Source organism: Pseudanabaena sp. FACHB-1998 (genome assembly GCF_014696355.1).
Classification (GTDB): Bacteria; Cyanobacteriota; Cyanobacteriia; order Pseudanabaenales; family Pseudanabaenaceae; genus Pseudanabaena.
Genome location: NZ_JACJQA010000019.1, coordinates 37,520 through 50,367 on the forward strand (window position 1 = coordinate 37,520; position 12,848 = coordinate 50,367).

Consider the following 12,848-nt stretch of genomic DNA (forward strand, 5'->3'; position numbering starts at 1 on the left):
AGTTTGTCATCTAGGCAAAGTTAGCAGAAAGTTATTTCCGAACCTTTACTCTGGTTATTCAATAGTTATCTCGCCATAAAAGCTTGTAAAATTAGGATATTTTTTATTTTATCCACGTAATTTTTGAATCTGGCGATCGCTTTGTTGCGCCCATTGCGTATTTTTTTGCTGATTGAAATAGGCTTGCGCTTGGATAAAGGACTGAATCGCTTCCTGCTTTTTACCCAGCTTTGCCTGTGCTACACCCATCGTATAAAAAGCTTCTGCATAATCCTTTCGCAATTGTTGCGCCTTAAGTAATTGCGATATCGCTGGCTCTGTTTGTCCTTGAATTAGATAAGCCGCACCCAAATTATAATAAGCCTCAGCATATTCAGGATTAAGTTGGATGGCTCTAGTGTAATAAGCGATCGCCTTCGGAACATCTCTTTGGGTCTGAAACAGTAACCCCAAGTGATAAATGGTTTCAGGGGATTGAGGATTGAGTTTCAGAGCTTGATTAAGATTAGCGATCGCCCCATTCGTATCTTTCTTTTCCTTTAGTGCTAACCCCAAATTGTAGTAAGCCACAGATAGATTCGGATCAAGGCGAACAGCTCTTTGTAAATTGGGAATTGCTTGATTAGGATCTCCAGACTGCAATTGTGCAGCCCCTAAATTGCTATAGGCGATCGCAAACTTGGGATCTAGTCTCGTAGCCCTTTGAAAAGAATGAATCGCTTCCTTTAATTTACCCGCCTGAGCATGAGCTAAACCAAGGTTGTAATGTGCAGCCGTCAATTCAGGATTTTTTTTAATCGCCGCCCGAAAAATTACTACTGCTCCTTCCAGATTTCCCAGCCGTACATAGGCATTACCCCGTTCCAAAAGTTGATCGGCAGTTTCATTGGGTGGCACAACAATTTCTTGCTGAATCTGTACTTTTTGCGGTGGCTTTTGGCGCAACTGAGCGATCATCTGGGCGATCGCCAGATCAGCATAAGCACTAACAACCAAGCCCGACGCGAGAACTGCCAAAACTGCTTTCATAAAAATCAAATTTCGAGTTATTGCCAGCCGAATGCCCAAATATTATATATTACCCCCAAATAGTTTGTGAGACTGCGCCCTAAGAGACGCAGTCTCACAAACTATTTGGGGTTTACCTTGCTAAAGCGAAGCCCCAGCAAGGCAAATGATAAAGAGAGAGTCGCCAAAGAATGTTAGATTGATAAAGCTGAAAAGCTCTGAATATCGGCGCGATCGTCACTAAATCTGAGCTTCATAACTACAATCACCGTTACCATGATTCTCGTTATCGACAACTACGACAGCTTTACTTATAACCTCGTCCAGTACCTTGGGGAACTGTTGCCAGAGTTTCCTGAATTAGGGGAAATTGTAGTTAAGCGCAATGATGAAATAAATATTGAGCAAGTAAAAGAACTTCATCCCGCAGGGGTCGTAATTTCACCAGGGCCGGGGAGACCAGAGGAAGCAGGTGTGTCCCTCGATATCATCACCGAGATGGGAGCAACCACCCCAATTTTAGGCGTATGTCTGGGGCATCAGAGTATGGGTTTAATCTACGGCGGTAAAGTTGTTTCAGCCCCATACCTTATGCATGGCAAAACTTCGCAAATCTATCATACGGGAGTAGGAATTTTAGAGGGACTAGCGAATCCGTTTACGGCGACTCGCTATCATAGCCTCGTCATCGAGCGCCAAAATTGCCCAGATGTACTAGAAATAACAGCATGGACGGAAGATGACATAATTATGGGAGTCCGACATAAGCAATATCCCCATGTACAAGGTGTGCAGTTTCACCCTGAAAGCATCCTGACCGAAGCTGGTAGAGATCTCTTGAGAAACTTCCTAAAGGGGTTGAGCGTCACCCGCCAGTAATACCAAAACAGAAAATGGCGATGCAATTTTCTGTTTTGGTATTACTGGGTTTGGTTTTTAGTTCGCAAAATCAATTTACAAAATCATTAATTAACAACAACATGCGCCGCAGACAAATTCTTCGACTAGCCCAAGGTGGAATCATCTCAGCATTTACTGGGGGAATAATTGCCGATGCTGCTAACTCTCAAACCAATGCCACCTTAAAGTTAGAGTGGCTAGGGCATATGTCATTTTTAGTTTCAGGCGATGGTGTCCGTTTCTTAACTCATCCCTTCCGTCCTGCGGGTTGTACCGCGAAGTTACCTGCGCCAAAAGCTGCATCTGATTACATTTTGATTAGTTCGCGCTTACTTGATGAGGGCTATCTAGAAAATCTTGCTAAAGACACAAGGGTATTGTCGGAGCCAGGTTCTTACAATATTAAGGGGCTGAATATCCAAGGTATTGCAATGGATCACGATCGCATTGGTGGTCGTCGTTTTGGGCGTAATGTGGCTTGGCGTTGGAAGCAATCGGGAATTTTTGTCTTGCATTTAGGCGGAGCTGCTGCACCGATCACCCAATCTCAAAGAATTTTAATGGGTCGTCCTGATGTGTTGATTTTACCAATCGGGGGCAATGCTCAAAGTAGTGAGCCAACTCAGGCTAAGGCATATTCCCCAGAGGAAGCTAAAGCGATCGTGCAAGAACTGAATCCGCGCATTGTGATTCCTGTTTACTATCGTAGTGACAAGTCCAGTCAATCCTGCCAGCTCGCCTCCGTTGATGAGTTTCTAGCGCTGATGCCCAAGGATAGTATCCAGAAATTAGATGGCTCAGTTTTAGAATTAAGCCCCAAAAATCTACCTCAAACAACCGTTGTCAGAGTATTAAAGGCTTAGCACCCAACCCAAAAAGTTTAAAAGCGTTGCAAAGCAACGCTTTTAAACTTTTTGGATAAAAAAGCTGTGCAAAACACAGCTTTTTTTATGGCGACACTCTTACGACTGTGCCTGTCTGCACTTGACTAAATAACTCGCGGATATCTTCGTTATACATCCGAATACAGCCATGAGAAGCAGCCGTACCCACAGATGCACGATTCGGAGTTCCATGAAATCCAGACCAGTTTGTGCCATCTGTCCAAAAGCCAATCCAGCGATCGCCTAAGGGATTTTCAGGATCTTTGCTAGCAATGACATCGCCTGTAAAGGGATTTTGCCAAGATGGATATTCAATGGTTTGTAAAACTCGATGGTTACCAACTGGCGTACTCCAACCCTGACGACCGACAGCTACAGGATAAGTTTTTAAAGGAATTTCCCCATGAAAAGCAGTAACAGTGCGGCGGCTGATACTTACCTCTAGCCTTGTAATTTGCAAAAGATCGCGATCCCAGAGTTGGCGATTGGGGTTGATGGTGTAGGGCGATTTTAGTAGGGGTAATTTTTTCTGATAAGCCAAAGCTTGATAAAGCAATACTGCTAATTCGCTTTTAGAGATTGCATCTTTGGGTTCAAGAATGCGCGGATCAGGATAATTGGTAACTAAACTTTCCTGAGTAAGGGCGGCGATCGCGGGAATAGCATAGTCTGGAACCTGATTGGCATCTCGATACATTGAGAGCAAATAGGTTTGCGGATTTTTAGGGGTTTTCGGGTTGAGATTAAGTTCGCGGGCGATCGCTACTAACACTTCCGCCTTGGTCGCTGGCTCATTCAGCCGAGTGGTAATTTTAGGAGATTTGGAATTAGCAAAGGCAAGGTCTAATAAATTGGCAAGTTCTGCACGGGTAACTTGGCGATCGGGCTGAAATAAACTAATCCCATCGGGAGAAATCAAAACATTACTTAAGCTTGATTGCGTCAGCAAACCTTCGACAAATAAACGTGACCAATGCTTTTGCAGGTCTAAAAACAAATATTGATTGGAGTTAGCTTTGGGAGCAGACTTCGTTGCAGTTACAGGGATATTTGCCCAACTGCTTTGATCTGAGCGATCGCTAATTAAAAAAGTGCCGCCCAATATATTGGCAGCGATAGCAACGCGCAAACAAGAAGTGAAAAGATATTGCTGATTTGGCGATCGCCTTCTCATAATTTTCAATTGCTATTGCGTTTAAGGTTGACTTAATGATCCAGAGTAGCTATGCAGTCTAACATATTGCATTAAAAAGCCCACTCCATTAAATTGAAGCTTTAAGCAAACTTCTGATGAATCATCTCAATTACTTGTGCCTCTTCAGGGGTCATGATGCCATCTAACATCGCAAATTTCTGACATTGGGCAAACAAAGATAACGCATACGCTGGCTTAAGATCCTCTAATAACATCTCCAACGGAAGTGGTGAATCTATATACTCAGCGATCGCATCAATTGATTCTGGTCTAAGACTTGCTGATTTTAAATCAGCTAAAACACTTTCTTTACTTCTACCTTGATTGCCCGCCAAGATCACATGAACGAGAATTTGATCGATAATCTGTTCTTGTGGAATCGCACTTTTTAAACGCTCTTCACTATCTACTTGAATGTCTACTAATTTTTCTTCAAAGTTGACAGGGTTTAGTTTTGCTTCGTAAAAAGAACAACTCGCTTGACCAAGTGTGTAAAGCATTACTGCATCTGAACTTGCAGCAATCACAGCTCCTGCAAGGGGAATATTTCGTAGCAGTCCTAATCCTGCTTTGATTGCCATTTTGCCGCCAAAAGCTAACCCGAATACGGCGACAACTTCTCCTTTTCTAGCGGGGTCTTTAAGATCCATTCCATAGGCACAGGCAATTTGATAAACCATCTCAGCTTGGAGCGAAGTGGTCGCAGCCAGATCAACTGCAAATAATGCTGCGGCAGAACCAGGAACAATCGTAGTAGCAAATCCAGACGCACCCGCAAACACGGCTTTTTGTCCAATGATTCTCTGTGCGATTTGATAGGCTGACTCGTTGGGATATTTTTGTTTTAAGTTCTGTACCTCGGCTTCTGATGCTGCCGCATCTACCTGATCTAATATTTTCAAAAACCAATCAGCATTAAAGATCCCCGCAGCTTTCCGAATTAAAGAATTATTCCCAACAACCTCGATCGCAGATCCTGCGCTACTAGTTGCCGATGAAATTCCACCAACAACAGCACCACCAACTGTTTGAGTAAATGCACCAGCCGCACCGCCAATTGCTCCTGCGGTTGCCACAGCAGCTCCACCGACGGCACTTCCAACAGAGCCAGCTACACCACCAACAGCACTTCCCGCACTAACGATCGCACCGCCAACATTTCCCGCCGCACCCGCGACATTATCACCAATCACACTCGCCGCTCCACCTACAGCATTTCCAAGCGATCCAGCCGCACCCGCAACATTACCGCCAACTGCACTAGCTGCATTACCAACTGCTCCTGCGGCTCCTGCAACCGCACCAAATGCCCCATCCCACCAATTACCTTTTTGTGATTTCTCACTAGTTACCGTAATTGCAGAGTCCGTTGTAGTAACTTCTTCGTTTAATTGAGAATTGTCAACGGACTCAGGAAGATTAGTCATATTCTTGTTGTCTATTAAATTAATTACTTGTGTTTCAGGTTTGATATCAGATTTAAGCTTAGTAAAAATCGATTGAGGTATGGCTGTATTCAGTTTTAAGACTCACAAACAATAACTAAGGAATAAAAATACGACCCGCCCCTAAATAGTTATCTATATCAAGACCAATTTCTATCAAACTAGCCACACATTTTTCTCGATACACTTTCTCATCAAGTCGCTCCACATTACTAATAGTTACAACTGGAAGACTGAGATCTGTATTTTTTTCACGAATTGTCTGCTCTAAAGAAGTTTTCCCCTTCATATTTCTATTAGCAGTAATCAAAATCATTTGACTTTGTTGAGCAAAATTCCAGACTAACAGATCACTACTATCACGAGGTAAACCCACATCCTCAAATTGTAGAAATTTAATTTCTATTAGCTCCAGCCAACCTTCAGCCGCCACAACACCCCAAATGATTAAAGATTTACCTTTGAGATTGTAATCAATTAAAAACTTCATGCTTCAGTAGCTAGTCTAGCTTTCCAACTTTGCAATTTTTCCCATGCTTTTTTATTTTCAGGTCTAGGAGTACGATTAGTTGCTTGAGAAAATCTTTCTTTATTGATTTCTTCCCAATAATGGCGATTTATATCAGATTCTTGCAAAACCTGTTGATACTCTGAGTCCAACTGTTCTCGATGATTTTCAATATAGGCGATCGCTGAACTGAATTGGTGATCAGTAATATAAAAAAAATAATTGCGAATTAACTTTACAGGATAACCAGCATGAATATAATCCATCAAGTCATATAGGGTAATCCGAGTACCATTAATAGTAAGTCCTCTTTCTGTTCGGACAATATCTGACTTGTCTTGAATAGCTCTCATATTCGCCACTCTTATAAATATTAGATATTATAGCTTTTACAAAAAAATCCCCCACATTGCTGTGAGGGATTTTTTTAATTAACTAGCAAGCTAGATTAACCGAAAGCCGTTGTCGTTGAGGCGATCAGGAATGCTGCATAGGTGACGATGTAGCCAATCGTGAAGTGAGCCAAGCCAACCAAACGAGCTTGAACGATAGAAAGAGCTACAGGCTTGTCTTTCCACTGAACCAAACTTGCAAGAGGAGTGCGTTGGTGCGCCCATACAAGGGTTTCGATCAATTCTTGCCAGTAACCACGCCAAGAGATCAAGAACATGAATCCAGTTGCCCAAACGAGGTGTCCGAATAGGAACATCCAAGCCCAAACAGAGATATTGTTCATGCCGTAGGGGTTGTAGCCATTGATCAACTGAGCGGAGTTGAGCCATAGGTAGTCACGGAGCCAGCCCATGATGGTGACAGAGGATTCGTTGAACTGAGCAACGTTACCTTGCCATACACCGAGGTGTTTCCAGTGCCAGTAGAAGGTTGTCCAACCAATGGTGTTCAACATCCAGAACATGGCTAGGTAGAAGGAATCCCATGCCGAGATATCGCAAGTACCGCCACGACCAGGACCGTCGCAAGGGAAGCTGTAGCCAAAGTCTTTTTTGTCTGGCATGAGCTTAGAACCACGAGCATCCAACGCACCCTTAACCAAGATCAAGGTGGTGGTGTGTAGACCTAGAGCGATCGCATGGTGAACTAGGAAGTCGCCAGGTCCAATTGTGAGGAACAAAGAGTTATCACCAGAGTTAATACCAGCCAACCAACCAGGCAACCAAGCAGCACCAGTGTTAGAAGGAATGCTGGAAGCGTTGGAAAGCAATACATCAAAGCCGTAGAGAGCTTTACCGTGAGCAGCTTGAATCCATTGTGCGAATACAGGCTCGATCAAGATTTGCTTTTCAGGAGTTCCAAAAGCTTGCATTACGTCGTTGTGAACGTAGATACCAAGGGTATGGAAGCCCAAGAAGAGAGATACCCAGCTTAGGTGAGAGATGATTGCTTCTTTATGCTCAAGCATACGTGCAAGCACGTTGTTCTTGTTAGCTTCAGGATCGTAGTCACGAACGAAGAAGATCGCACCGTGAGCAAATGCACCGACCATCAAGAAACCAGCAATATATTGGTGATGAGTATATAGAGCAGCTTGAGTGGTGAAGTCCTTAGCGATGAACGCATAGGAAGGCATCGAATACATGTGCTGAGCAACCAAAGATGTGATTACACCCAAAGAAGCCAGAGCCAAACCGAGTTGGAAGTGCAAAGAGTTGTTGACGGTGTCATACAAACCTTTGTGACCATCGCCTAGCAAACCACCGAAAGGAGTACCCTTAGGAGGATTGTGGGCAGCCAAGATCTCTTTGATGCTGTGACCGATACCAAAGTTGGTGCGGTACATGTGACCAGCAATGATGAACAACACGGCGATCGCCAAGTGGTGATGGGCAATGTCAGTCATCCAAAGAGATTCGGTTTGAGGATGGAAACCACCAAGGAAGGTCAGAATTGCTGTACCAGCGCCTTGAGATGTACCAAATACATGCCCTGCGGTATCAGGATTCTGAGCATACACGCCCCAGTTACCAGTGAAGAAAGGTGCGAGACCAGCTGGATGAGGAGGAACGCTCAAGAAGTTGTCCCAACCAACATGGATACCACGGGATTCAGGAATCGCAACGTGAACCATGTGACCAGTCCAAGCCAAGGAGCTAGCGCCAAACAAACCAGCCAAGTGGTGATTGAGGCGAGACTCAGCATTCTTGAACCAAGAGAGGCTAGGACGGAAGCTGGGTTGTAAGTGCAACCAACCTGCAAAAAGCATGAGGGAAGCAAAGATCAACATCCAGATAGCGCCGCTAAACAACTCTTCGTTGGTACGCATACCGATGGTGTACCACCAGTGGTAAACACCAGAAAGAGCAATATTTACAGGACCAGCAACATCAGTTTGTGTAAACGCTTCAACTGCTGCCTTACCGAAGTGAGGATCCCAAATCGCATGGGCGATCGGGCGTGTTGTGAGAGGATTCTTAATCCATTGCTCGAAGTTACCCTGCCACGCTACGTGAAACAGGTTGCCAGATGTCCACAGGAAGATGATTGCCAAATGTCCGAAGTGGGAAGCAAAAATCTTTTGGTAAAGACTTTCTTCGGTAACACCATCGTGACTTTCAAAATCGTTCGCTGTGGCGATCGCATACCAGATTCGACGGGTTGTCGGATCTTCTGCGAGAGCCTGGCTAAACTTAGGAAATTTCGTTGCCATAATTACTTCAATTTCTCCGTTAATATTAGCCAAGTGCACCGTAACGGGCTAGGAAGAATGCCCAAGTTGTGGCAATTCCACCTAAGAGGTAGTGAGCTAGACCCACAGCACGACCTTGAGTAATGCTCAAAGCGCGAGGAGAAATAGCAGGAGCAACGTTGAGCTTATTGTGAGCCCAAACGATTGACTCGATTAGTTCTTGCCAGTAGCCACGACCACTGAATAGGAACATGAGGCTAAAAGCCCAGATGAAGTGAGCGCCTAAGAAGATCAAACCGTAAGCGGACAATGCCGAACCGTAGGATTGAATAACGTTGGAAGCTTGGGCCCACAAGAAGTCACGTAACCAGCCATTGATGGTCAATGCACTCTGTGCAAAGTTACCGCCAGCCATATTGGTGATTGTGCCGCCTGCGTCAACAGTACCGAAAATATCGGACTGCATTTTCCAAGAGAAGTGGAAGATGACAACAGAAATACAGTTGTACATCCAGAAAAGACCTAGGAATACGTGATCCCATGCCGAAACTTGACATGTGCCGCCACGACCAGGACCGTCGCAAGGGAAGCGGAAACCGAGTTCAGCCTTGTCTGGAATCAAGCGAGAGCTACGAGCATAAAGCACGCCCTTCAGCAAGATCAAGACAGTGACGTGAATGGTGAACGCATGGATGTGGTGTACCAAGAAGTCAGCAGTACCAAGAGCCATGTGAGCAACAGCAACCTTGCCACCAACAACAATAGTATCGCCACCGAAGATGGGGCTAACGCTAGAGGTTGCGTAAGGAGCGGTTGTACCAGCAGCAGCCGCATGGATACCTTGAATCCAGTTAGCGAAGACAGGCTTCAACTGAATTGCGGTGTCGGAGAACATATCTTGAGGACGACCCAATGCACGCATGGTGTCGTTGTGGATGTAAAGACCGAAGCTGTGGAAGCCAAGGAAAATACATACCCAGTTAAGGTGAGAGATAATTGCATCGCGGTGGCGCAACATGCGATCAAGTAAGTTATTTACATTCTTAGCAGGATCGTAATCGCGAACCATGAAGATACCCGCGTGAGCTGCTGCACCACAGATCAAGAAGCCGCCAATCCACATGTGATGTGTGAAGAGAGAAACTTGAGTTGCGTAGTCAGTAGCAATGTAGGGATAAGCAGGCATCGCGTACATATGTTGAGCGACGATGATGCTCAAAGAACCCATCAAAGCTAGGTTAACAGCTAGCTGTGCATGCCAAGAAGAGGTCAAAATTTCATATAGACCCTTGTGACCTTCACCAGTTAGAGGTCCCTTGTGAGCTTCAAGAATTTCCTTCATGCTGTGACCGATACCCCAGTTGGTGCGGTACATATGTCCAGCGATGATGAAAAGAGTTGCGATCGCAAGGTGATGGTGAGCTTGGTCAGTCAACCAAAGAGATCCAGTTTGAGGATTCAAACCACCCTTAAAGGTTAGGAAATCTGCATAAGCACCCCAGTTCAAAGTGAAGAAAGGTGTTAAACCCTGAGCAAAGCTAGGGAAGATGTCCGCCATCAAGGAAGGGTTAGTAATGAACTCATGAGGAAGAGGGATCTGATCAGCAGGTACGCCCTTATCAAGGTAGTAGTTGATAGGAATCGATACGTGGATCTGATGTCCAGCCCAAGAGAGAGAACCCAAACCGAGTAAACCAGCCAAGTGGTGGTTCATCATCGATTCAGCATTCTTAAACCACTCAAGTTTAGGAGCTGCCTTGTGGTAGTGGAACCAACCAGCGAAGAACATCAAACCTGCCATCACCAAACCGCCAATTGCGGTGCAGAGGAGTTGATACTCGGTGGTGATACCAGATGCTCTCCAAAGGTGGAACAAACCAGAAGTGATTTGAATACCTTGAAAACCGCCGCCCACATCGCCGTTCAAGATGTCTTGACCGACTACGTTCCAGACTACTTGAGCGCTGGGTTTGATATGGACTGGATCGGCTAACCAACCAGTGTAGTTAGAGAATTTTGCGCCGTGGTAATACATACCACTCAGCCAAATAAAGATAATGCCCAAATGCCCAAAGTGAGCAGAGAAGATCTTACGAGCAGTATCTTCTTCGGTTGTGAAACTGTCAAAGTCATGCACATTGGCATGAAGATCCCAAATCCATGTGGTGGTTTTTGGTCCCTTCTTTAGGGTGCGATCGAAGTGACCAGGTTGTCCCCACTTCTCGAAAGAAGTTGGTACTACGTCACGATCAACCAGTACCTTTACCTCTGTGTCTGGCTTTTGAGGAGTCATTGTCATGTAAATTTTCCTCTCTCAGACTGTTAAGACAAAGTAGATTAAACGATTTAGGCGAGATCTCTCATAGGGCAGAATCTATGAATGAGATAAGAACAGCTTTTACAAGAGCATCCGCGCCGCGATAGACGTAATTATAGATTTAGGTTTGTGACTCCCTTGAGAGTTTGTAACAATTGTTTAGAATTAAGTCTGATTCGCTCAATCCTTTACTATGCAATAAATTTAGTCCTACATGCTTCAGTGGTTAGACAAACAAACCCAATATTTTTCTTAACAAAACTTTACTCTTGGCAGATAACTTCAGCGCAAGCTAACGGAAATATTAAGGAATGAAAATTAAATAACTTAATGCAAATAGAAGCCAAACTTGTTTCGGCGGGCTTTGTCCGCCGAAACAAGTTTGGCTTCTATTCAATTTCTAATCCATCAGATCTTCCTAGACTGAAATTTATTGGGTTTTGTGCAAATGTGTCGCGGGCTTTGCCCGCGACACATTTGCACCATGCGTAAGTTCTATAACTTAATAGCTTTTTTATTTGTATACGGATTGAAGTGCAGAAATAAAGATGAAATTGCTTCTATACTTTGCTTTTGTTTCTCAACAAAATCTATTACCTCAAAAGTATTTTTATAGCAATGTAAGGTTTGCTTAGGACATAAAACCCAAAAAGCGAGTTGCGGCGCTTCGCGCCGCAACTCGCTTTTTAGGTTTTGGTTTGTACTGGCTAACTCTTGCTTTGCTATACCAATCTTTAATGTTAACCAGTGTTTAATGAAGAGGTGTGTCATCGTCGCTAAATACCTGTGCGATCGCGTAAATATTAAGCAACGACAAAAACATCAGGCGCGACAACCTGAGCTAACAGTCGAGAAAATTTGCCGTATGAACCTTTACCGTGCTTCGGGAGATGGTGTTGCTCGTTTGGGGGAGGGAATCAAATAGGCGATCACGGCTCCACCGACAAAGCCTGCCACGTTGCGGACAATGGGAACCCATTCACTAGTTCTGGTTAAAACGGGTCCTAAACCAAAGGAGATAAACAACATGCCCCATAATGGGGTGAAGATGAGCGCCCATTTCCAAGCGAAGATTTCGCCTTCCTTGCGGGGATGTCCTGCAAAGCCAAAAACTACACCGCCAACAATGGAAGTAATCAAGGTGAGAATCCATTGCTCTTGAGGAATACCGGGGACAACTGCACAGCCATCTTGCTCAAGACAAGTGGCGATCGCATCAATAGATGACAAAATCGATTGATCGTAACCCTGCTCACGAACATAAAATTGGTTGCCATAGCGAGATTGCAATTCGATCCAAAAGCCCCGTGATAACAAGGGGTAAACCTCATCGCCAACGCTAAAGTTAAGTAAATTGCGTCCGCGAGAATCAGCTACTAGCATGATGCTGCGATCGTTTAGTCCCCAGAAATCTTTAACAGCCCGTCCGGGAGTGCGATCAACTTGAGTTAGGACTCGCAGTTTCCAGCCTGTTTGTGCTTCAAATTTGGTTAACTTTTGATCAAGGGCTTTTTCTTCGACATCGGTTAAAAATCTGCCTAGATCGATCACGTTAGTGTAAGTCTCAGGCAATAATTCGGGAGCATCATAGGCATGGGCAGCAGGTATATGTGTAAAAGCGATCGCGAGGGGTAAGAAAATGGCGATCGCCAGAGATATCAGCTTTTGGGTAATTTTTGGCATAGTTGAAAGTGTCATCACTTGAGGTTTGGCAAGGCGGGAAGCTAAGCTCGATAAGATTTTTGAGAGTATTTATTGGGAGGATTTAATAGAGTTTTTTTATAGAAGGCTTTTTATTAGAGTTTTTTATAGGAAGGAGACGAGATATATTCTTAATATTTCTTAATATCTTACAGCACTTTGCATTTCGCTTGTAGCCAAATCTCAATTCTTTAATCTTTCCTTGAATTGTGACGACACTTAAAGGAATTGCTAGGAACAGGAGTA

The 12,848-nt window shown here is 44.3% G+C and carries 10 protein-coding genes; 2 read left to right on the forward strand and 8 right to left on the reverse strand.

Annotated elements, in window-relative coordinates; all coding sequences use genetic code 11:
* Positions 1–108: 108 nt before the first annotated feature.
* Positions 109–1,029 (reverse strand): tetratricopeptide repeat protein, encoded by a 921-nt coding sequence (locus H6F42_RS07450; protein ID WP_190398724.1) that lies wholly within the window; start codon positions 1,027–1,029, stop codon positions 109–111.
* Between the two features lie 255 nt (positions 1,030–1,284).
* On the opposite strand from H6F42_RS07450, the gene H6F42_RS07455 reads away from it, so the two are divergent.
* Both H6F42_RS07455 and H6F42_RS07460 read left to right on the forward strand, forming a co-directional pair.
* Positions 1,285–1,887, forward strand: a complete 603-nt coding sequence (locus H6F42_RS07455) for an aminodeoxychorismate/anthranilate synthase component II (RefSeq protein WP_190398725.1) — start codon at positions 1,285–1,287, stop codon at positions 1,885–1,887.
* 20 nt (positions 1,888–1,907) lie between these two features.
* Entirely contained in the window at positions 1,908–2,771 is an 864-nt protein-coding gene (locus H6F42_RS07460; RefSeq protein WP_242018361.1) for an MBL fold metallo-hydrolase, read from the forward strand.
* 85 nt (positions 2,772–2,856) lie between these two features.
* Here the strand turns inward: H6F42_RS07460 and H6F42_RS21610 are convergent, their stop codons facing one another.
* The 7 genes from H6F42_RS21610 to H6F42_RS07495 form a co-directional block, all read right to left on the reverse strand.
* On the reverse strand, positions 2,857–3,966 hold the full coding sequence (locus H6F42_RS21610) for a L,D-transpeptidase (protein ID WP_199288947.1): 1,110 nt from the start codon (positions 3,964–3,966) through the stop codon (positions 2,857–2,859).
* Between the two features lie 101 nt (positions 3,967–4,067).
* On the reverse strand, positions 4,068–5,414 hold the full coding sequence (locus H6F42_RS07470) for an EcsC family protein (RefSeq protein WP_190398726.1): 1,347 nt from the start codon (positions 5,412–5,414) through the stop codon (positions 4,068–4,070).
* A 115-nt stretch (positions 5,415–5,529) separates the two neighbouring features.
* Positions 5,530–5,922: a DUF5615 family PIN-like protein gene (locus H6F42_RS07475; RefSeq protein WP_190398727.1), complete on the reverse strand. Its 393-nt coding sequence runs from the start codon at positions 5,920–5,922 to the stop codon at positions 5,530–5,532.
* On the reverse strand, positions 5,919–6,293 hold the full coding sequence (locus H6F42_RS07480) for a DUF433 domain-containing protein (protein ID WP_190398728.1): 375 nt from the start codon (positions 6,291–6,293) through the stop codon (positions 5,919–5,921). The genes H6F42_RS07475 and H6F42_RS07480 overlap by 4 nt, the downstream gene beginning before the upstream one ends.
* A gap of 95 nt (positions 6,294–6,388) precedes the next feature.
* Complete coding sequence (gene psaB / locus H6F42_RS07485; protein ID WP_190398729.1) at positions 6,389–8,605, reverse strand: photosystem I core protein PsaB; 2,217 nt, start codon at positions 8,603–8,605, stop codon at positions 6,389–6,391.
* A 25-nt stretch (positions 8,606–8,630) separates the two neighbouring features.
* Entirely contained in the window at positions 8,631–10,883 is a 2,253-nt protein-coding gene (psaA, locus tag H6F42_RS07490) for a photosystem I core protein PsaA (protein ID WP_190398730.1), read from the reverse strand.
* Positions 10,884–11,774: 891 nt separating this feature from the next.
* Positions 11,775–12,584: a TPM domain-containing protein gene (locus tag H6F42_RS07495; protein ID WP_190398731.1), complete on the reverse strand. Its 810-nt coding sequence runs from the start codon at positions 12,582–12,584 to the stop codon at positions 11,775–11,777.
* Between the last annotated feature and the right edge of the window lie 264 nt (positions 12,585–12,848).

Excerpts from the sequence above, each read along its gene's own strand:
- H6F42_RS07450 (WP_190398724.1), bottom strand. The coding sequence starts at position 1,029 with ATGAAAGCAGTTTTGGCAGTTCTCGCGTCGGGCTTGGTTGTTAGTGCT.
- H6F42_RS07455 (WP_190398725.1), top strand. The coding sequence starts at position 1,285 with ATGATTCTCGTTATCGACAACTACGACAGCTTTACTTATAACCTCGTC.
- H6F42_RS07460 (WP_242018361.1), top strand. The coding sequence starts at position 1,908 with ATGCAATTTTCTGTTTTGGTATTACTGGGTTTGGTTTTTAGTTCGCAA.
- H6F42_RS21610 (WP_199288947.1), bottom strand. The coding sequence starts at position 3,966 with ATGAGAAGGCGATCGCCAAATCAGCAATATCTTTTCACTTCTTGTTTG.
- H6F42_RS07470 (WP_190398726.1), bottom strand. The coding sequence starts at position 5,414 with ATGACTAATCTTCCTGAGTCCGTTGACAATTCTCAATTAAACGAAGAA.
- H6F42_RS07475 (WP_190398727.1), bottom strand. The coding sequence starts at position 5,922 with ATGAAGTTTTTAATTGATTACAATCTCAAAGGTAAATCTTTAATCATT.
- H6F42_RS07480 (WP_190398728.1), bottom strand. The coding sequence starts at position 6,293 with ATGAGAGCTATTCAAGACAAGTCAGATATTGTCCGAACAGAAAGAGGA.
- psaB (WP_190398729.1), bottom strand. The coding sequence starts at position 8,605 with ATGGCAACGAAATTTCCTAAGTTTAGCCAGGCTCTCGCAGAAGATCCG.
- psaA (WP_190398730.1), bottom strand. The coding sequence starts at position 10,883 with ATGACAATGACTCCTCAAAAGCCAGACACAGAGGTAAAGGTACTGGTT.
- H6F42_RS07495 (WP_190398731.1), bottom strand. The coding sequence starts at position 12,584 with ATGCCAAAAATTACCCAAAAGCTGATATCTCTGGCGATCGCCATTTTC.